This is a genomic window from Serratia sp. NPDC087055, assembly GCF_044900985.1.
Classification (GTDB): Bacteria; Pseudomonadota; Gammaproteobacteria; order Enterobacterales; family Enterobacteriaceae; genus Serratia.
Genome location: NZ_JBJDOG010000001.1, coordinates 1,998,619 through 2,018,392, shown reverse-complemented (window position 1 = coordinate 2,018,392; position 19,774 = coordinate 1,998,619). Strand labels below are relative to the sequence as shown.

Sequence of the window (19,774 nt, the reverse complement as noted above, 5' to 3'; positions counted from 1 at the left end):
AAAGGATGTCTCCACATTGTGTTGAGCTAAGGTTTAGTTATTCATTACTGTGCGTGATAATTTAGCCTCGCTGCCGCTATTGGCAGTCTGAATTTCAACAGGCAGGAACCTATTTTGACGTGGTTTAAAGGACATAAGCGACGGTTGGTCATGGTGCTGATTGTGGTGGTAGCGATCGCCGCAATGCTGGCCTGGCACTTTGGTCATCCGGCGCCAACGCCGTTTAAAACGGTTAAGGTCGTCAAGGGCGACCTGCAACAAAACGTGCTCGCGACCGGGCAACTTGATGCGGTGCGTAAGGTTGACGTTGGTGCGCAGGTTAGCGGGCAATTAGAAAGCCTCTTTGTCGAAATTGGCGACCGGGTGAAAAAAGGCCAGTTACTGGGCGTGATTGATCCGCAACAAGCGCAGAACAGCATCCGCGAGGGTGAGGCGACCCTGCGAGATTTGCATGCCCAGTTACAGCAGGCACAGGCGGAGCAAAAGTTGGCTGCGGTCACGCTGCAGCGCAATCAGGCGTTGGCGAAGTTGCAAGCGGTTTCACGCCAGGACTTGGATCAGGCCGCCACGCAGTTGGCGGTGAAGAAAGCGCAGGTAGGTACTATCCATGCGCAAATCGCCAAGAATCAGGCAAGCCTGGACACCGCAAAAATTAATCTGGCATTTACCCGTATTGAAGCACCGATGGACGGTGATGTGGTACAGATCACCACGCTACAGGGCCAGACGGTGATTGCCGCTCAGCAGGCACCGAACATTCTGACCCTGGCGGATCTCAGCACTATGCTGGTAAAGGCGCAGGTGTCGGAGGCGGATATAATCAGCCTCAAGCCAGGCCAAAAAGCCTGGTTTACCGTACTGGGCGATCCTAACCGGCGCTTTGACGGCGTGCTGAAAGACATTCAGCCCACTCCAGAGAAGGTCAATAACGCCATTTTCTATTATGCGCGTTTTGAAGTGCCGAACCCTGAGGGGCTGTTGCGGCTGCAAATGACTGCCCAGGTACATATTCAACTGGCGGGCGTTAGCCAGGCTCTGGTGATCCCGTTGGCGGCGTTGGGCGATCAAATTGCCGATAATCGCTACCACGTTTCGATCATGAAGCAGGGCAAGGAAGAAAAGCGCGAGGTTGCCATTGGCCTGCGTAATAACATTGACGTACAAATTCTTAGTGGGCTGGATATCGGCGATGAAGTGATTGTCAGCCGTGGCGGCGTGGAGGCCATCTGATGGCGGCGCTGTTGGAGCTGAGCGGCATTTGCCGCAGCTATCAGTCGGGCGATCAGACGGTAGCCGTACTGAAGAACGTGAGCCTTAGCATTGACGCCGGTGAAATGGTGGCCATCATGGGCGCTTCCGGCTCCGGTAAATCAACCCTGATGAATATTCTCGGTTGCCTGGATAAACCCAGTGCTGGCGTGTATCGCGTGGCTGGACAAGACGTGGCGACGCTCAATGGTGATGCGCTGGCTCGACTCAGGCGTGAGCATTTTGGCTTTATCTTTCAACGTTATCATCTATTACCCCATTTGAGCGCAGCGCACAACGTCGAGGTGCCGGCGGTGTACGCAGGGTTGGGTAAGGCCGCGCGGCGTGAGAGAGCCGTGGCATTACTGCAACGTCTTGGGCTGAGTGAACGTGTGGGTTATCGACCAAGCCAGCTTTCAGGCGGTCAGCAACAGCGTGTCAGTATCGCTCGAGCGTTGATGAACGGTGGTCAGGTGATCTTGGCGGATGAACCGACCGGTGCCCTTGATAGCCATTCCGGTGAAGAGGTGATGACGATCCTCAAGCAACTGCGCGAGCAGGGGCACACGGTGATTATCGTCACCCACGATCCGGCGGTGGCTCAGCAGGCAGAACGGGTCATTGAAATCCGGGACGGGGAGATCATTGCTGATTCACGTCCGGATCAGCGAGGCAATCCGAACGCCAAGGCATTGGAAATGGTGGCGTCTGAGCCGTCCTGGCGGCAAACGGCGGGTCGTTTCCGTGAGGCATTGGTGATGGCCTGGCGAGCGATGGCGGCGAGTAAAATGCGTACGGCGTTGACCATGCTGGGCATTATTATCGGTATTGCTTCTGTAGTATCGATTTTGGTGATCGGCGACGCCGCCAAACAGATGGTACTGGCGGATATCAAATCGATCGGCACCAATACGATCGATATCTATCCCGGCAAGGATTTTGGGGATGACGACCCGACCTTCCGCCAGGCACTTAAGTACGATGACCTTGCTGCACTGCGTGAGCAACCCTACATCAGTGCGCTATCGCCCACCATTGCCAGCAGTATGCGGCTGCGGTTAGGCAACGTCGACGTGGCAGCCAATGTCACCGGGGTCAGTGAACAGTTTTTCCGCGTGTATGGCATGACCTTTACCCAAGGTTCCGGTATTGATCAACTGCAGGTGCAATCGCAGTCTCAGACGGTAGTGATTGATGCCAATACCCAGCGCCGGTTGTTCCCGCACCAGAAGGATGTCGTAGGGAAGGTGATTTTGGTCGGTAATATGCCGGCGACGGTAGTCGGGGTGGCGAAAGAAAAGCAGTCAATGTTTGGTAGCAGCAAGACGCTCAATGTCTGGGTACCTTATAGCACCATGGCAAACCGGTTAATGGGCAATGCCTATTTTGATTCGATCACGGTGCGTATCCGCGAAGGCTACAACAGTCAGGAGGCGGAGCAGCAGCTTACCCGTTTGTTAACGCTGCGCCACGGCAAGAAAGACATCTTCACCTATAACATGGACAGTTTGGTGCAGACGGCAGAGAAAACCACACGTACGTTACAGTTGTTCCTGACGTTAGTGGCGGTAATTTCACTGGTGGTCGGTGGGATCGGCGTGATGAATATCATGCTGGTGTCAGTGACGGAGCGCACGCGTGAAATCGGGATTCGTATGGCCGTGGGGGCGCGTTCCGGCGATGTGTTACAGCAATTCTTGATTGAGGCTGTGCTGGTGTGTTTGGTTGGCGGTGCGCTGGGGATCACGCTGTCCTTCGCCATCGGTTTGCTGGTTCAGGTGGTACTGCCGGGGTGGCAAATCAGTTTCCCACCGGCGGCGTTGCTCAGTGCGTTTGTGTGTTCCACCGCAATTGGCGTGGTATTCGGTTATCTGCCTGCACGCAGCGCTGCGCGGCTTAACCCGATTGACGCGCTGGCCCGCGAATAGCATGATAATAAAAAATGCCAGTCATACGGCGGCTGGCATTTTTAGCGGAGTATTTCGGTCTGACTCTGGGGGCGCGTTTAGGCCAGCGCCTCGCTTTCCAATGGCACAATGAGACTCGCATGGTTCCCTTTTGGCCCTTGGTGCACGTCAAAGCTGACCTGCTGGCCAGCCTTCAGCGTCCGGTACCCATCCATTTTAATCGTAGAATAATGGGCGAAAATGTCTTCGCCGCCGCCTTCAGGACAGATAAACCCAAACCCTTTGGCGTTGTTGAACCATTTAACAGTACCCGTCTCCATGCTTTTACATCCCTCGCAACGCTATTTTTAGGTGAGATGAATAACTGAATTCGTACCCGCCAGCAGCAGGTAGCAGATGAGCCTGAAAGTGGTTAAAACACCACCAGGTCACGAATTTACACTCTAGAGCAAATGATCATCACGTCAAGGGATCGGCTTTTGTCGGCAAGGGGCAGTTCATCAAAGTTTGAAGCAGGTAACGATATTGACATTGTTTGGTAACAATTTGTCAGAGATTTTTGCGCACGTTCCAGTGCGGCGGGATGATAACGAAGATGGTAAAATAGTCACGATACCCCACTTTGAATAACCGGAACCTGTCCCCATATTAAAGGACAGAGCAGAGAAGATGAGCAGCGATGGGCAATAACAATGATTGGCTAAATTTTGAACACTTGGCCGAAGAAAAACAAATCGATGCGGTAAAACCGCCGTCTATGTATAAAGTTATACTTAACAACGACGATTACACACCGATGGAATTTGTGATTGACGTTCTGCAAAAGTTCTTTTCTTATGATATTGAACGCGCAACGCAACTGATGCTCACGGTCCACTATCAAGGCAAGGCGATTTGTGGTGTTTTTACCGCCGAGGTGGCGGAAACCAAAGTCGTACATGTGAACCGTTATGCAAGGGAGAACGAGCATCCGTTGCTTTGTACGCTGGAAAAAGCCTGATTAAGGCAATCTATTGGGGAGGTGCTTATGCTCAATCAAGAACTGGAACTCAGTCTCAACATGGCTTTCGCCAGAGCGCGTGAGCACAGACACGAGTTTATGACCGTGGAGCACCTGTTGCTGGCGTTACTCAGCAACCCTGCCGCGCGGGAAGCGCTTGAGGCATGCACAGTGGACCTGGCAGCACTACGCCAGGAACTGGAAGCCTTTATCGAACAAACCACGCCGACGTTACCTGCCAGTGAAGAAGAGCGCGACACACAGCCGACGCTCAGCTTCCAGCGCGTGTTACAGCGTGCGGTATTCCATGTGCAATCTTCCGGCCGCAGCGAAGTCAGCGGCGCCAACGTGCTGGTGGCAATTTTCAGCGAGCAGGAGTCGCAGGCGGCTTACCTGCTGCGCAAACACGACGTCAGTCGTCTTGACGTAGTGAATTTCATTTCACATGGCACACGTAAAGACGAGCCGGGCCAAGCGCCGAATGCGGAAAACCCGGTGAATGAAGAGCAGTCCGGAGGGGAAGACCGTATGGAAAACTTCACCACCAACCTCAATCAACTGGCCCGGGTGGGCGGCATTGATCCATTGATTGGCCGTGATCCTGAGCTGGAGCGTGCTATTCAGGTGCTGTGCCGTCGTCGCAAGAACAACCCGCTGTTGGTAGGGGAGTCTGGCGTTGGCAAAACCGCGATCGCTGAAGGGCTGGCTTGGCGCATTGTGCAGGGCGACGTCCCGGAAGTGATGGCGGACTGCACGTTGTATTCGCTGGACATCGGTTCGCTGCTGGCGGGTACGAAATACCGCGGCGACTTTGAGAAACGTTTTAAAGCGTTACTGAAGCAATTGGAGCAGGACAAGAACAGCATCCTGTTTATCGATGAGATCCACACCATCATCGGTGCCGGCGCGGCGTCCGGTGGGCAAGTCGATGCCGCCAACCTGATCAAACCGCTGTTGTCCAGCGGCAAGATCCGTGTTATCGGTTCGACCACTTACCAGGAATTCAGCAATATCTTTGAAAAAGATCGTGCCTTGGCCCGTCGCTTCCAGAAAATCGACATTACTGAACCGACGCCGGAAGAAACCATTCAGATCATCAATGGCCTGAAGACCAAGTACGAAGCGCACCACGATGTGCGTTATACCGCCAAAGCGGTGCGTGCTGCGGTTGAGCTGTCGGTAAAATACATCAACGACCGCCATTTGCCGGATAAGGCCATTGACGTGATCGACGAGGCGGGGGCTCGCAGCCGCTTATTGCCGATCAGCAAGCGTAAGAAAACCGTCAACGTTGCTGATATTGAATCGGTGGTAGCACGTATTGCGCGCATCCCGGAAAAAACCGTATCGGCGAGCGATCGTGATGTATTGAGAAGCCTGGGTGATCGTCTGAAAATGCTGGTGTTCGGGCAGGATCAGGCCATTGAAGCCCTGACCGAAGCGATCAAAATGAGTCGTGCAGGGCTGGGCCACGATCGCAAGCCTGTCGGTTCATTCCTGTTTGCCGGGCCAACCGGCGTCGGGAAAACCGAGGTAACGGTGCAGTTGGCGAAGGCGATGGATATCAAGCTGTTGCGTTTTGATATGTCCGAGTATATGGAACGCCATACGGTGAGCCGCCTGATTGGTGCGCCTCCGGGCTATGTCGGTTACGATCAGGGTGGTTTGCTGACTGATGCGGTGCTCAAGCATCCTCACTCAGTGGTGCTGCTGGATGAAATCGAGAAGGCCCATCCGGATGTCTTCAACCTGCTGTTGCAGGTGATGGACAACGGGACGCTGACCGACAATAACGGCCGTAAGGCGGATTTCCGCAACGTGATCCTGGTGATGACCACCAATGCCGGGGTGCGTGAAACAGAGCGTAAATCGATTGGTCTGGTTCAGCAGGACAACAGCACCGACGCGATGGAAGAGATCAAAAAAGTGTTCACGCCGGAATTCCGTAACCGTCTGGACAACATTCTTTGGTTTAACCATCTGTCGACCGAGGTGATTCAGCAGGTTGTCGACAAGTTTATCGTCGAACTGCAAGCGCAACTGGATGCGAAGGGTGTGTCGCTGGAAGTGAGCGACGAAGCGCGTGACTGGTTGTCAGTGAAAGGCTACGACCGTGCGATGGGCGCGCGTCCGATGGCGCGTGTCATGCAGGAAAACCTGAAGAAACCGCTGGCTAACGAACTGCTGTTCGGTTCGCTGGTGGACGGTGGTTCGGTCAAGGTTGAGCTGGACAAGGATAACCAGAAACTGACTTACCACTTCCTCAGCGCATCAATGCGTAAAGCGGATGAAGGTGCAGTGCACTAAGCCTGAGTCAAATAACGAAAAAGCGATGCTTCGGCATCGCTTTTTTTATGGGTGCAATCATCACCACAACAGAAATGATTGAGCCCTCTCAGTTTACCTGCGCTCCTGCAACTCGATGTTGAACGTTGCTACGGGGGTAAACGGAAAGGGCTCCGGAGGCATTACATCCTCGGTGCCGCCATCGGCTGGCGACGAGTGAGCCGATTAACGGCTACGGAAGACAATGCGGCCTTTGCTCAGGTCGTACGGGGTCAGCTCTACAGTGACTTTGTCGCCCGTCAGGATGCGGATGTAGTTCTTACGCATTTTACCGGAGATATGTGCGGTTACCACGTGCCCGTTTTCTAATTCAACGCGGAACATGGTGTTCGGCAGCGTATCAAGAACGGTGCCCTGCATTTCAATATTGTCTTCTTTGGCCATCGAATCCTCTAGGTCTAACTACCTTAGTTTTTAACCGGCAAGATAATGCCGAAAAACCCACATTATGTAAAGAAGTGTCGGTGAACATTGCACCGTTTCCGCAAAATTAGTTTGTTGGGGAGGGTGGTTCAACCTGCTGTGGGGGTAATACTTGCGGTGCCCAGCACTCTGGCGCTAACGGCTTGCGCTGAAGTTGACTGAGCTGCTGCAAAAATTGTCGTCGGGGGATCTCTCTCGCTCCCAGCGTGGCAGTGTGAGCGTTAAGCACCTGACAGTCAATCAATTCTCCGCCATAAGCGGCAAAATGCTGACAAAAAGCCATCAGTGCACACTTGGACGCGTTGGTTGTACGGCTGAACATCGATTCACCGCAAAACAGTGCGCCCTGAGCCACGCCGTACATGCCGCCTACCAGTGCGTCATCCTGCCACACTTCGATCGAATGAGCTAAACCGAGGCGATGCAGGTGCAGATAAGCGCGCTGAACCTCAGGGCCAATCCAGGTGCCTTCCTGCGGACGATCGGCGCAGGCGGCGATGACCGCCGCGAAGTCGTGATTCAGCGTAACGAGGAAAGGATTGCTGCGCAGAAAGCGTTTCAAACTCCGGCTGATATGGCGTTCGGCAGGGAACAACACGGCTCGCGGGTCAGGTGACCACCACAAAATGGCTTCCCCCGGCGAAAACCAGGGGAAGATGCCGCGTTCATAGGCGGCCAGCAAACGCGGTGCGGTCAGATCGCCGCCAATGGCCAGCAGGCCATTAGGATCGCGCAGAGCGCCCTCAGGAGAGGGAAATGCCAGTGACTGCGGTGACAGCTTAACAATGCGCATATAAGTTCTCAGCGTGCTCTACAGGCCATTTTACAGAGGTATATCACTGATACGTTGGCGAAAGCGAGCATAACGCCCCTGCAAGCCCATCAACATGGCATGATCGCCTTGCTCGACAATTCTGCCGCCGTCCATCACGCAGATGCGGTCAAGGTGTTCTAAGCCGTAGAGACGGTGAGTAACCAGAATCAGCGTTTTACCCTGACAGTGTTGGCGCAGCAACGCCAGGATCTGCTGTTCGGTCTCTGCGTCCAGGCCTTCGGTAGGTTCATCGAGCAACAGGAGAGGAGCTTGGTGTAACAATGCACGGGCAATGCCCAGGCGGCGCTGTTCACCGCCAGAAAGTTGGCGACCGCCATCCCCAAGCCAGGCATTCAGCCCCTCGTTCTCCAGCAACTTATCCAGACCCACCTGCTGTAGCACTTCGCGCAACTGTTCATCAGCTGCTGCGGGCGCAGCAATGCGCAGGTTTTCACGCAGCGTATCGCTGAAGATATGAACGCGCTGGCTGACGACGGTTGTCATCTGGCGTAGCGTCGCCTCATCGTAAGAGCCCAATGGGTGTCCATTGAGCAGCACCTGACCGCTATTGGCATTCCAGGCGCGTGTCAGCAATTGCAGCAAGGTCGATTTACCGCATCCGGTACGCCCAAGTAGCGCAATGTGCTCACCGGCGGCAATCTCCAGCGTGACGTCCTGCAACACCGGTAACGGTTGGTCGGGGTAGGTAAACGTAAGCTGCTGTAAGTTCAAGGTCGCGCCGCTTTCGGCCGCCGGGCCGTGGGCTGGGAATGTGACTTCGGGTTTTCGGTCGATCACTTGCTTTACGCGTGTGGCGGAAGCGATCACCTGCCCCAGATGCTGGAAGGCCCCCGCGACCGGCATCAGTGCTTCAAACGAGGCCAGTGCGGCAAAAACAAACAGCGCAATCAAGGCTCCGGGTTGGCTGTCACCACCGACGCCTGCGGCTGTAAGCCACAGCAACAGCGTGACTGTTAAACCGCTGGCCAGGATCATCAACGCCTGTGCCATACCGCCGAGCGAAGCCTGTTGCCATTGGCGACGCTGCCAGTGTTGTTCTGTGGTATCCAGGGCTGTACGGAAGCTATCAACTGCGCCGAACACCACCAGTTCAGCCTGGCCTTGCAGCCACGCGGTCAGATCGGTGCGGTATTGACCACGCAAAGCGGTTAACTGACCGCCAATGGGTTTACCAGCACGGTAAAATACCGGGGGCACCAGTAACAGCAGCAGCAGCAGAATACCGCCCAGCGTCAGCGCCAGGGACGTATCTAACCAGCTCAGGCCGTATGTAACGACGGCAATCACCACGGCGGCACTGACCAGCGGCGAGATGACCCGCAGATATAAATGGTCCAGCGTATCGACATCGGCGACCAACCGGTTAAGCAGATCGGCCTGACGGAAGCGGGCAATGCCGCCCGGTGACAGCGGCAGGATCTTTTCAAAGGTAAACACCCGCAGATGGGACAACACGCGGAAGGTCGCGTCATGGCTGACAACACGTTCGGCATAGCGCCCGGCCGTGCGGAAAATTGCGGCACCACGTACGCCGGCAGCCGGCAGCATGTAGTTGAAGGTGAATAGACCCGCCAACCCAGCCAAGGCTGACGCCGCGAGGAACCAGCCCGATAGCGCCAATAGACCGATGCTGGCCAATAGGGTGACGATGGCTAAAACAATGCCCAGGCAGATCAATAGGCTGTGACGACGGTACAGTGCCAGGAACGGCAGCAAAACACGCATGATTAGAGATCCCCGCGGCGGTGTGCGATCAGGTTGGCAAACAGGCCCGGCTGTGCGCTCAGCGTGGCGTAATCGCCTTGCTGGACAATTTGCCCGCCTTCCATGACCCAAATCTGGTCGTAATCTTCGGTATCTTCCAACTGGTGCGTAACCAGCAGGGTGGTTTGCTGATGCGAAGCGGCATTCAGAGCCTGCATGACTCGACGCTCGCTGTGAGCATCAAGGCTGGCAGCCGGTTCATCCAGCAGCAGCAAACGACGAGGGCTGATGAGCGCCCGGGCCACCGCGACGCGTTGAGCCTGGCCGACGGAAAGACGTGCCGCGTTATCGCCGACTTCGGTATCTAATCCCTGTGGCAGATGCGGCAGAATTTCGCCGACGTAGGCTTGCTCTACCGCTTGCTGCAATTGCGCCTCGCTAGCCTGCGGATTCCCTAGCAGGATATTGGCCCGCAGTGTCAGTGCCGGAAGGTGTGGGTTCTGTCCTACCCAGCCAAGCTGCTGGCGCCAGCTTTCGGCGGCCAGGTCGCGCAATTCAATACCGTTGACTGTCAGCGAGCCGCGATAGGGCAGGAAGCCGAGCAGCAGATTCAACAACGAACTTTTACCGGCACCGCTCAACCCTACCAACGCAATGCGCTGGTGTGGAGCAAGCGTAAAGCTCAGTGGGCCAGCCAGCAGGACGCCATTCGGCGACAGGATCTCCAGACTCTGGGCGTGCAGTTCCAGTGGCGCATCGGCGTTTAGCGTTTGCGTACCCTTGCCCATTTGTTCGCCTTCTGCACTGAGGAAGGTTTCAAGGGCTTCAGCAGCGCCCACGGCTTGCGCCTTGGCATGGTAAAAGGCGCCGAGGTCACGCAGCGGTTGGAAAAACTCCGGCGCAAGGATCAGCACCAGGAAGCCTGCAAACAAGGTGACACCGGTGCCGTAACTGCCGAAGTTAAGTTCACCAAGGAACGAAAAACCAAAATACACTGCGACCACCGCGATGGAGATGGAGGCAAAGAACTCCAGCACGGCTGAAGACAGGAACGCCAACCGCAGCACTTCCATGGTGCGGCTACGGAAATCTTCGGACGATTTGGCGATGTGTGCAGTTTCCGCTTCAGCGCGGTTAAATAAACGTAGCGTGTCCAAACCCCGCAGGCGATCAAGGAAATTGCCGCTCAGCCGTGCCAGCGCGACAAAATTGCGGCGATTGGCGTCAGCGGCGCCCATACCGACCAGCGCCATAAACATGGGGATCAGCGGGGCGGTGGTCAGTAGGATCAGGCCCGCGGCCCAGTTAATCGGGAATACGGTAATCAGAATCAGCAATGGGATAAACACCGCCAGATACATCTGCGGCAGATAGCGAGAGTAATAATCCTGCATGTCCTCAATCTGTTCGACGATGATGCTGGCCCAGCTACCTGCAGGTTTGCCCTGGACCCAGGCAGGGCCGAGTTGTTGCAGTTTATCCAGTACCTGAAGACGCATCCGCTGGCGGATCACTTGTCCGCAGATAAAACCAACGCGCTCTCGCAGCCAGCTTAATATCGCCCGCAACGCGAAGGTGGCGGCAAGCCAAATAAACGAAGGGATCAACTGTTCACGCGGGGTGTGTTCGATAATCAGTGCGTGGAGCAGGGCGGCTAAGAGCCATGCTTGCGCGACAATCAGCATGCCGCTTATCAGCCCTAATACCATGGAAAGGCGCAGCCAACGCTGCGCCAGGGTGCTCTGCGTTTTGAGCCAACGGGTTAACTGTTGCTGTCTGGTTTTTTTCATCAGATAAGAGTCTGCGTCGCCGGCGCCTGTTGTTACAGACAAGGTTAACGTACTGTTAAAAAAAGTGTTTGCCCCAACCTGAAGCGAACAAGTGAGGGGCAATGTTACCTCTTCACCCGGCAGACTGAAAATAATAAAGCGGTCAAATATCGGTATAACAGACGACAACAGCAGGATTATGCCACCGCTTGACTGGCCGCCTCCGCCGCCAGGGCGGTTTGCACGGATCTGCGCTGGCTAATCAGCGACATATAACGGGTTATCGATGGCCAGTATTTGAGGTCGATGGAAAACTGATCCATCCAGCGCAGCACGGTGAACAGATAGGCATCCGCAACGCTGAAAGCTTCTCCCAGTAGAAAAGCCTGTTCGTCCAGCGTCTGAGCAACAAAATCGAGGCGGCGTCGCAGCGTGTCGCGAAACCGTGTTTTAACCTCTTCCGGCAGGGTTGAGTTGAACAGCGGACTTGATCCTGCGTGGATCTCGCTGGTAATGAAGTTCAGCCACTCCTGCAAACGTACCCGTTCGAAGGTCGCGTTTGGCGGGGCCAGCGCGGCCTCAGGGCGCAAATCCGCCAGGTACTGCACGATGGCAGCGCCTTCGGTGATCACCTTTCCGTCGTCCAGCATCAATGCAGCGACGTAACCTTTGGGATTAACCCGATAAAAATCTCCGCCGTCGGCGCTGCGTTTGGTGCGGTTATTAACGCGGATGAGCTCGAACGGCAAATCTAATTCCCGCAGAACGATATGGGGCGAGAGGGAACAGGCATCGGGCGCAAAATAGAGTTTCATGGGGATATTCCTGAGGCAAAAAGCGACATCGTTTGTCCGTCAGAATGCCGTCGGCGCTGTCGACAGAAAAATTAGAATCTCAGAAACCCGATATCAGCTCAGCTACTGACGGGCAGTGGCAGATGATCTTGTAGATAGTGCAACAAGGTTTGCACTGGCGCAGAGCTTGCGCCGGTGAATGAGCAAACCAGGCCAAAATGGCGATAAAGTGGCGCGCTAAGCGGCAGGGCGCAAATGCCTGGCGTATCGGCAGGTATTACCGATGCCGGCACCAGCGATATGCCAATTCCTTCACGCACCAGCGTCAGTGCCGTGTTCCAGTCACTGACGGTGACGCGAACATCCGTCAGGGCCAAACCTGCCTGCTGCGCCAGCAACTGGGCATTGAGCTGGCAACCGCCGGTGGCTAATACAAACGGCTGTTTGACCAGTTCGCTGAAATCTACTGGCTGGCGGCTTCTGGCCAGCGGATGAGCCGTGGCCGTCACGGCAAGCCATAGGTCTTTTCCCAGCGGAAAGCTTAGCCGTTCCGTTTTCGGATTCAACACGACGCCAATATCGGCAGCTTCCAACGCCAGCCAATTTTCGACTTCCAGATCTGTGCCTTCCAACTGAATCAGTTCAATGGCGGGAAAGCGGCGGTTAAATTTGCGCAGCAGCGGGGGTAACAACAGAGCAAATGCTGAAGGGAAACTGGCCAGGCGTATTTTGCCGGCGTACGCACTTTGCGCCTGCAGTGCGTAGTGCTGGATAGCAGTGAGTTCGGCCAGCATGGCGCGGGCATGGCTGACGATTTGCTCACCGCTTTGCGTTAGCGTAACGCTATGCGGTAGTCGGACCAACAACGGAGTATTCAACGCCTCTTCCAACTGAGCGATGGCCTGGCTGGCACCGGACTGAGTCATGCCACATTGATTTGCCGCCAAGGTGATTTTGCCGCTATCGGCCACGGCGACCAACAGACGCCAGTGGAGAAGATTTTGCATCGAACACCCGCCTGATTTTGTTTTAAATACAAAAAAAGCGGCTAAGGTAGCCGCTTTTCAAGCTGACACGCTGTGCCGTTACAGCACTTCTGCGTTGGCGATGCCGTCCAGATAACGCTCAGCATCCAATGCCGCCATACAACCGGTACCGGCGGAAGTGATCGCCTGGCGGTAGATGTGGTCCATCACGTCGCCAGCGGCGAATACGCCAGGAATGGTTGTCTGGGTAGCATTGCCGTGAATACCGGACTGCACTTTGATATACCCGTTCTCCAATTCCAGCTGACCACCGAAAATGCTGGTGTTCGGGCTGTGACCGATGGCGATAAACACGCCGGCCAACGCCAGTTCCCGTGTTTCGTTCTCTTCTTTGGTGCTGCGGATACGTACACCGGTAACGCCCATTTCATCGCCCAGCACTTCGTCCAGAGTATGGTCGGTATGCAGTACGATATTGCCGCTTTTCACCTTTTCCATCAGTCGGTTGATCAGGATCTTCTCTGAACGGAAGCTGTCACGACGGTGAATCAGGTGAACTTCGGCTGCAATGTTGGACAGATACAGCGCTTCTTCAACGGCGGTGTTACCGCCGCCGACGACCGCGACTTTTTGATTGCGGTAGAAGAAACCGTCGCAGGTTGCGCAGGCGGAAACGCCTTTGCCTTTAAAGGCCTCTTCAGTCGGCAGGCCAAGGTAACGGGCCGATGCGCCAGTGGCGATGATCAGTGCATCACAGGTGTATTCAGCACTGTCACCAAACAGACGGAACGGACGGTTTTGTAGATCAACGCTGTTGATGTGGTCAAACACAATCTCGGTCTGGAATTTTTCTGCATGCTCGCGCATACGCTCCATGAGCGCAGGGCCAGTCAGACCTTCGGCATCACCTGGCCAGTTTTCCACTTCAGTAGTGGTGGTCAGTTGACCGCCTTGTTCCATACCGGTAATCAGTACCGGGCTCAGGTTGGCGCGCGCTGCATAAACTGCGGCGGTGTAGCCAGCCGGGCCGGAGCCCAGAATCAATAATTTGCTGTGTTTAGCCGTGCCCATGAATAACCTCTTTTCCCACAATGGCGGACAATGGATCCGATTGTAGGGAAAATGCCGCATTAAAAAAAGCGTCAGGGGATGTTGTTAACGATTTGTTTGATAGTCATTGCCTATTAATTATTGTTTTGCTGCTAAATCGAGCGTAAAACGCAGCAATTTAACTTATGGAAAGGGCTTACTGCGATATTGGGTGCACATAACGGGAAACAGCACGTTAAGCGGGTTTAGGTGCCTTCTCTGTGGGGTTTTTAAGCCAGCGATTCATAACTAAAAACGGGGTGCTAACTTTTCATGACGGTACGTTCTTCTGATTTTGCTTCTTTTACTTTGACAATCCGCTGCGCATTTGCGAAAACATCATAGGAAGAAGAAATTATCCCCACACCTGCAGTAAATCGTACGTATTTACGGCGTTGGCGCAGAGTTTTGCGCCGTAGCTGAAACCTTGTACAGCAGGTGAGAGGATATCGCGCAGGCGAATTGCAAATTTCTTCTTGCGATTAACGTCATTTAAACACCCTGTGCAGGGTTTGACAGACAGACTGCACAACGGTGGATGATGGTAGTGAAGCATATGACAGGCATCGGGTCTTCGCTTGGAACGAACCCTTACACATTGACGTTGGCTAGGGTGTGGCAAGTGCAGGGAAGAAAATAAGAGAGACAATAATAATGGCAGACAATAAGAAACGCCCGGGTAAAGATCTCGACCGTATCGACCGCAATATCCTGAACGAGCTGCAGAAGGATGGGCGTATTTCGAACGTTGAGCTTTCGAAGCGCGTGGGGTTATCTCCAACACCATGTTTAGAACGCGTGCGCCGCCTCGAGCGCCAGGGTTTTATTCATGGCTATACCGCTTTGCTCAACCCGCATTATCTGGATGCGTCACTGTTGGTCTTCGTGGAAATCACGTTGAACCGCGGCGCGCCAGATGTGTTTGAGCAATTCAACTCAGCAGTGCAGAAGCTTGAAGAAATTCAGGAGTGTCATCTGGTGTCTGGTGATTTCGACTATCTGTTGAAAACCCGTGTACCGGATATGTCTGCTTACCGTAAATTGCTCGGTGAAACCTTGCTGCGTTTGCCGGGGGTTAACGACACCCGTACCTACGTAGTCATGGAAGAAGTGAAACAGAGTAACCGTCTGGTTATCAAAACACGGTAGGGTGCAGGTGCAAAACCTGATTAAATTGGTTACACTCCTGTTTATTCATACAGTTTCGGCGCCGGGGAAGCTTCTCGGCGCTGTTGCTATGTCAGCTAACAGGAACCTGGAGAGCCTTTCTTGAGCCAGGAATATACAGAAGATAAAGAAGTTACCTTGAGAAAACTCAGCAGCGGTCGCCGTTTGCTCGAAGCTGTGTTGATCGTGGTGGCCATTTTTGCCATTTACCTCATGGCTGCCTTGGTCAGTTTTAATCCATCTGACCCAAGCTGGTCGCAGACCGCGTGGCATGAGCCGATTCATAACCTGGGCGGTGGCGTCGGGGCCTGGATGGCCGACACGCTGTTCTTCACCTTCGGGGTACTCGCCTATGCGATACCACCGATCATGCTCATGTTGTGCTGGGCGGCTTACCGTCAGCGCGGCAACGGCGAATACATCGACTATTTTGCGCTTTCATTGCGCCTGATCGGCACGTTGGCGCTGGTGCTCACCTCGTGTGGCCTGGCGGCATTGAATGTCGACGATCTCTATTACTTCGCTTCCGGCGGCGTTATCGGCAGTTTGCTGAGCAATGCCATGCTGCCGTGGTTCAACGGCATCGGTGCAACCTTAGGGCTGCTGTGCGTCTGGGCTGCGGGGCTTACGTTGTTTACCGGTTGGTCTTGGCTGGTGATCGCCGAAAGAATCGGCGGCGCGGTGCTGGGTACGGCGACCTTTATGACTAACCGATCACGCCGTGAAGACCGTTATCACGACGACGATGATCGTTATGTCGAAGAACATGCCGAACCTGCACAGAAAGAAGCCGCGCTTGCTGTGGGCGCGACTGCGGCGGCGGCCAATGCGGCGGAAGACGACGTGTTGTTCTCTGCGCCTTCCGTAGCGGAAACCGCCAAGTTGGCGGCAGAAGCAGAAGATGCACAGGATCCCTTACTCAGCGGCTTGCGGGCTAATGATGACGATCCTGCTGATGCCGTACCCGTTGCACCAGCGGTAGCCAGTACGCCGGTTACTGCGGCTCCTGTCGTAGCACAGGCACCGTCGGTTACCGTGGCACCGGCTGCACCCGCATCGGTGAATCAACACCCAATGAGCAGGGTAGAGGAAAACGCGCCACCGCCATTGTATTCGTTCGAGATCCCTGAAGAGACACCGGCGCCGACGTTGACGCGTTCGGCGGATCCTTACCAGGACGAGGATAATGAACCGCGCTTGGGCAACTGGGATGTTCCGGCTGCATCACCGGCGCACGAACGTTCCCCGTTCGATTTTTCTGCCGCCCAGCGTGATAGCGCAGACATCAGTGCTCCGGCTGGTTTCAGTGCCGTTGAACCTGCCGTTACGCCGTTTGGTAGCGTGAAACCTCAGGCTCCTGTCGCTGCAACTGCGGTAGCGGGTGCTGTCGCCGCCAATACGTTTATGCCGGCATTTACCGCTACCAGTGAGGCTAACTCGCAGGTGAAACAAGGCCTTGGCCCTGAATTGCCACGCCCGAACCCTGTACGCATTCCTACCCGGCGTGAACTGGCCTCTTACGGTATCAAGCTGCCTTCACAGCGCATTGCCGAACAGGAACAGCGTAGCCGAGGGGATGACGAGCCATTGCCGAACGCCGAGAGTCTTGCGCCAGAGCAGGATGATGAAGCCTTGCAGGAAGCCGCGTTGCGCCAGGCGTTTGCCGAACAGCAAAATCAGCGTTATGGCGAGGAATACGCGCAAGATAACCAGGACGATGAGGCGGCTCTGCAGGAGGCCGCACTGCGTCAGGCCTTTGCTGAACAGCAAAGCCAGCGCTATGGGCAACAAGAAGCTACACCGTCAGCACAGGCAACCACGCCGGTAGACACGCGCAATGCGTTTGGTTTCTCGCCGATGGATGATTTGGTTGATGATGGCCCCGTTGAACCCTTGTTCACCTTGTCGCCACAGCTTGAAGACCGTATTGAGCAGCAAAGCGAACGTGAAGATGATGTGCCGTTCGGCCAGTTTGAGCCTGCAGCGCCGGTTTATCAGCCGCAAGCTCAGCCGCAGACACCGCCGGTACAACCGTACCAACAGGCTTACCAACAACCGCAGCAGCAATCGGCCACTCAGCAACAGCAACCGGCTTATCAGCAACCTGTCGCGCAACCGGCACCAGCCGCACCGCAGCAGCCAGCGATGGATAGCCTGATCCACCCGTTCCTGATGCGTAATGATATGCCGCTGCAAAAACCAACCACGCCGTTGCCGACGTTGGATCTGCTGACGGAAGCCCCGAAAGAGGTTGAGCCGGTAGATACCTTTGCGTTGGAACAAAAAGCGCGCTTGGTCGAAGCCAGCCTCGCCGATTACCGTGTGAAGGCCGACGTGGTTGATATCCTGCCAGGGCCGGTCATTACACGCTTTGAGTTGGATCTGGCTCCGGGTGTCAAGGCTGCACGTATTTCAAATCTGTCTCGCGATTTGGCGCGTTCATTGTCGACCTCAGCGGTGCGTGTGGTTGAGGTGATCCCCGGTAAACCTTACGTTGGGTTGGAACTGCCTAACGTCAAACGCCAAACCGTCTATCTGCGTGAAGTGCTGGATTGCCCCGCGTTCCGTGATAATCCATCGCCGTTGGCCATCGTATTGGGTAAAGACATTTCCGGTGAACCTGTGGTGGCAGATCTTGCGAAAATGCCACACTTACTGGTCGCAGGGACGACGGGTTCCGGTAAATCGGTAGGGGTCAATGCCATGATCCTGAGCATCTTGTATAAAGCCACGCCGAAAGAAGTGCGCTTTATCATGATCGACCCGAAAATGCTGGAACTGTCAGTCTATGAAGGTATTCCACACCTGCTGACAGACGTGGTAACCGACATGAAAGACGCTGCCAACGCATTGCGTTGGTGCGTCGCGGAGATGGAACGCCGTTACAAGCTGATGTCTGCGCTCGGCGTGCGTAATTTGGCCGGTTATAACGAACGTGTCGACCAGGCAGAGGCGATGGGACGCCCAATCCCAGATCCGTTCTGGAAACCAACAGACAGCATGGACATCACCCCACCGGTATTGGAAAAAGAGCCTTATATCGTAGTGATGGTGGACGAGTTTGCTGACTTGATCATGACGGTCGGTAAAAAGGTTGAGGAGTTGATTGCTCGTCTGGCGCAAAAAGCGCGAGCTGCGGGGATCCACTTGGTGCTGGCAACTCAGCGTCCGTCGGTGGATGTGATCACTGGTCTGATCAAGGCCAACATCCCAACCCGTATCGCCTTTACCGTGTCCAGCAAGATTGACTCGCGTACCATCCTCGATCAGGGCGGTGCTGAATCATTGCTGGGTATGGGTGACATGCTCTATCTGGCGCCTAACTCGTCTATTCCTGTCCGTGTACACGGTGCATTTGTGCGCGATCAGGAAGTTCATGCCGTGGTTAAGGATTGGAAAGCGCGTGAGCGACCTCAATATAAAGAGGGTATTCTTAGCAGCAGTGACGACGGTGAGGGCGGTGCTGGTGGCGGTCTGGACGGTGATGAGGAGTTGGATCCGTTGTTTGATCAGGCGGTAGAGTTTGTGGTGGATAAACGCCGCGCTTCTATTTCCGGTGTACAGCGCCAGTTCCGTATCGGCTATAACCGCGCCGCGCGCATTATCGAACAGATGGAAGCGCAGGGCATCGTCAGTGAGCAAGGGCACAATGGCAACCGCGAGGTGCTGGCACCGCCACGGCATGACTGATGACGCTTTAATCGTTGTTATTAAATAATAAAGGGCCGCTTAGCGGCCCTTGTGCAAAGAAGCGTAAACCCCTGGCTTCTCGGAACATTGGCCTATCTGCCTGCCGATAGCTTCGGGTAGAGTAAAGGGGTTAAGGGTTAATTTGACCCGCACGGCAACGCCTTGCGGTTAACGCATTTCATAAGGTATCTGGAATAATGAAAAAACTGTTAGTTGCCTGTTGTCTGCTTTCGGGATTCGCTTCCACCTCTGTGTTGGCCGACGCCGCGCAGGATCTGCAAAGTCGCCTGGCGAAAGTGAACAGTTTCCACGCTAGCTTCTCCCAAACTGTGACCAGCAGCGATGGCGCTGCCGTACAGCAGGGAGAAGGTGAACTTTGGGTGAAGCGCCCAAATCTGTTTAATTGGCACATGACCTCGCCAGACGAGAGCGTGTTGGTATCAGACGGGCAAACCCTGTGGTTCTACAACCCCTTTGTTGAACAAGTGACGGCAACCTGGTTGAAAAACGCCACGGGTAATACGCCGTTTATGCTGATCACCCGCAACAACGCCAATGACTGGAAACAGTACAACGTTAAGCAGAAAGGTGATGATTTTGAACTTACGCCAAAAACCAGCAATGGCAACCTGAAACAGTTCGCTATTACCGTCACGAACAGCGGTACTATTCGCAGTTTTGCTGCGGTTGAGCAGGACGGCCAGCGTAGTTCTTATGCACTGAAAAGCCAGCAGAATGTTGCTGCTGATGCCAGCAAATTTAAATTTACCCCGCCGAAGGGGGTGACGCTGGACGACCAGCGCCAGTGAGGTCAGC

15 protein-coding genes are annotated in these 19,774 nt (G+C 54.9%); 7 read left to right on the top strand and 8 right to left on the bottom strand.

Annotated features, from left to right (window positions below; all coding sequences use genetic code 11):
* Nucleotides 1-114 precede the first annotated feature (114 nt).
* On the top strand, nucleotides 115-1,230 hold the full coding sequence (gene macA, locus ACI2J2_RS09605; RefSeq protein WP_404759956.1) for a macrolide transporter subunit MacA: 1,116 nt from the start codon (nucleotides 115-117) through the stop codon (nucleotides 1,228-1,230).
* A complete protein-coding gene (gene macB / locus ACI2J2_RS09600) occupies nucleotides 1,230-3,176 on the top strand; it encodes a macrolide ABC transporter ATP-binding protein/permease MacB (protein WP_404759955.1) in 1,947 nt (648 codons plus the stop codon). The genes macA and macB overlap by 1 nt, the downstream gene beginning before the upstream one ends.
* A gap of 77 nt (nucleotides 3,177-3,253) precedes the next feature.
* On the opposite strand, the gene cspD is transcribed toward macB, so the two are convergent.
* Nucleotides 3,254-3,475, bottom strand: a complete 222-nt coding sequence (gene cspD, locus ACI2J2_RS09595) for a cold shock-like protein CspD (RefSeq protein ID WP_004942590.1) — start codon at nucleotides 3,473-3,475, stop codon at nucleotides 3,254-3,256.
* A 359-nt stretch (nucleotides 3,476-3,834) separates the two neighbouring features.
* Between cspD and clpS the strand changes: the two genes are divergently transcribed.
* Both clpS and clpA read left to right on the top strand, forming a co-directional pair.
* A complete protein-coding gene (clpS, locus tag ACI2J2_RS09590; protein ID WP_004928347.1) occupies nucleotides 3,835-4,155 on the top strand; it encodes an ATP-dependent Clp protease adapter ClpS in 321 nt (106 codons plus the stop codon).
* A gap of 27 nt (nucleotides 4,156-4,182) precedes the next feature.
* Nucleotides 4,183-6,462 carry an ATP-dependent Clp protease ATP-binding subunit ClpA gene (clpA, locus tag ACI2J2_RS09585; RefSeq protein ID WP_209632541.1) on the top strand — a complete coding sequence of 760 codons (2,280 nt, stop codon included), beginning with the start codon at nucleotides 4,183-4,185 and terminating at the stop codon, nucleotides 6,460-6,462.
* A 204-nt stretch (nucleotides 6,463-6,666) separates the two neighbouring features.
* On the opposite strand, the gene infA is transcribed toward clpA, so the two are convergent.
* From infA to trxB, 7 genes are all read right to left on the bottom strand, one after another.
* The gene (gene infA / locus ACI2J2_RS09580) at nucleotides 6,667-6,885 is read right to left on the bottom strand and encodes a translation initiation factor IF-1 (RefSeq protein WP_002211347.1); all 219 of its coding nucleotides are present in this window, start codon (nucleotides 6,883-6,885) and stop codon (nucleotides 6,667-6,669) included.
* A gap of 106 nt (nucleotides 6,886-6,991) precedes the next feature.
* The gene (gene aat, locus ACI2J2_RS09575; protein WP_404759954.1) at nucleotides 6,992-7,717 is read right to left on the bottom strand and encodes a leucyl/phenylalanyl-tRNA--protein transferase; all 726 of its coding nucleotides are present in this window, start codon (nucleotides 7,715-7,717) and stop codon (nucleotides 6,992-6,994) included.
* A gap of 30 nt (nucleotides 7,718-7,747) precedes the next feature.
* The gene (gene cydC, locus ACI2J2_RS09570; protein WP_404759953.1) at nucleotides 7,748-9,484 is read right to left on the bottom strand and encodes a cysteine/glutathione ABC transporter ATP-binding protein/permease CydC; all 1,737 of its coding nucleotides are present in this window, start codon (nucleotides 9,482-9,484) and stop codon (nucleotides 7,748-7,750) included.
* Nucleotides 9,485-9,486: 2 nt separating this feature from the next.
* Complete coding sequence (gene cydD / locus ACI2J2_RS09565; protein ID WP_404759952.1) at nucleotides 9,487-11,253, bottom strand: cysteine/glutathione ABC transporter permease/ATP-binding protein CydD; 1,767 nt, start codon at nucleotides 11,251-11,253, stop codon at nucleotides 9,487-9,489.
* A gap of 176 nt (nucleotides 11,254-11,429) precedes the next feature.
* Nucleotides 11,430-12,047: a glutathione transferase GstA gene (gstA, locus tag ACI2J2_RS09560; protein ID WP_404759951.1), complete on the bottom strand. Its 618-nt coding sequence runs from the start codon at nucleotides 12,045-12,047 to the stop codon at nucleotides 11,430-11,432.
* Nucleotides 12,048-12,145: 98 nt separating this feature from the next.
* Nucleotides 12,146-13,033 (bottom strand): LysR family transcriptional regulator, encoded by an 888-nt coding sequence (locus tag ACI2J2_RS09555; RefSeq protein ID WP_404759950.1) that lies wholly within the window; start codon nucleotides 13,031-13,033, stop codon nucleotides 12,146-12,148.
* Nucleotides 13,034-13,111: 78 nt separating this feature from the next.
* A complete protein-coding gene (trxB, locus tag ACI2J2_RS09550) occupies nucleotides 13,112-14,083 on the bottom strand; it encodes a thioredoxin-disulfide reductase (RefSeq protein WP_209632547.1) in 972 nt (323 codons plus the stop codon).
* A 672-nt stretch (nucleotides 14,084-14,755) separates the two neighbouring features.
* Here trxB and lrp point away from each other — a divergent pair.
* From lrp to lolA, 3 genes are all read left to right on the top strand, one after another.
* Nucleotides 14,756-15,250 (top strand): leucine-responsive transcriptional regulator Lrp, encoded by a 495-nt coding sequence (gene lrp, locus ACI2J2_RS09545; protein ID WP_004928318.1) that lies wholly within the window; start codon nucleotides 14,756-14,758, stop codon nucleotides 15,248-15,250.
* A gap of 120 nt (nucleotides 15,251-15,370) precedes the next feature.
* Nucleotides 15,371-18,958 (top strand): DNA translocase FtsK 4TM domain-containing protein, encoded by a 3,588-nt coding sequence (locus ACI2J2_RS09540; RefSeq protein ID WP_404759949.1) that lies wholly within the window; start codon nucleotides 15,371-15,373, stop codon nucleotides 18,956-18,958.
* Between the two features lie 197 nt (nucleotides 18,959-19,155).
* The gene (gene lolA / locus ACI2J2_RS09535) at nucleotides 19,156-19,767 is read left to right on the top strand and encodes an outer membrane lipoprotein chaperone LolA (protein WP_209632549.1); all 612 of its coding nucleotides are present in this window, start codon (nucleotides 19,156-19,158) and stop codon (nucleotides 19,765-19,767) included.
* Nucleotides 19,768-19,774 lie beyond the last annotated feature (7 nt).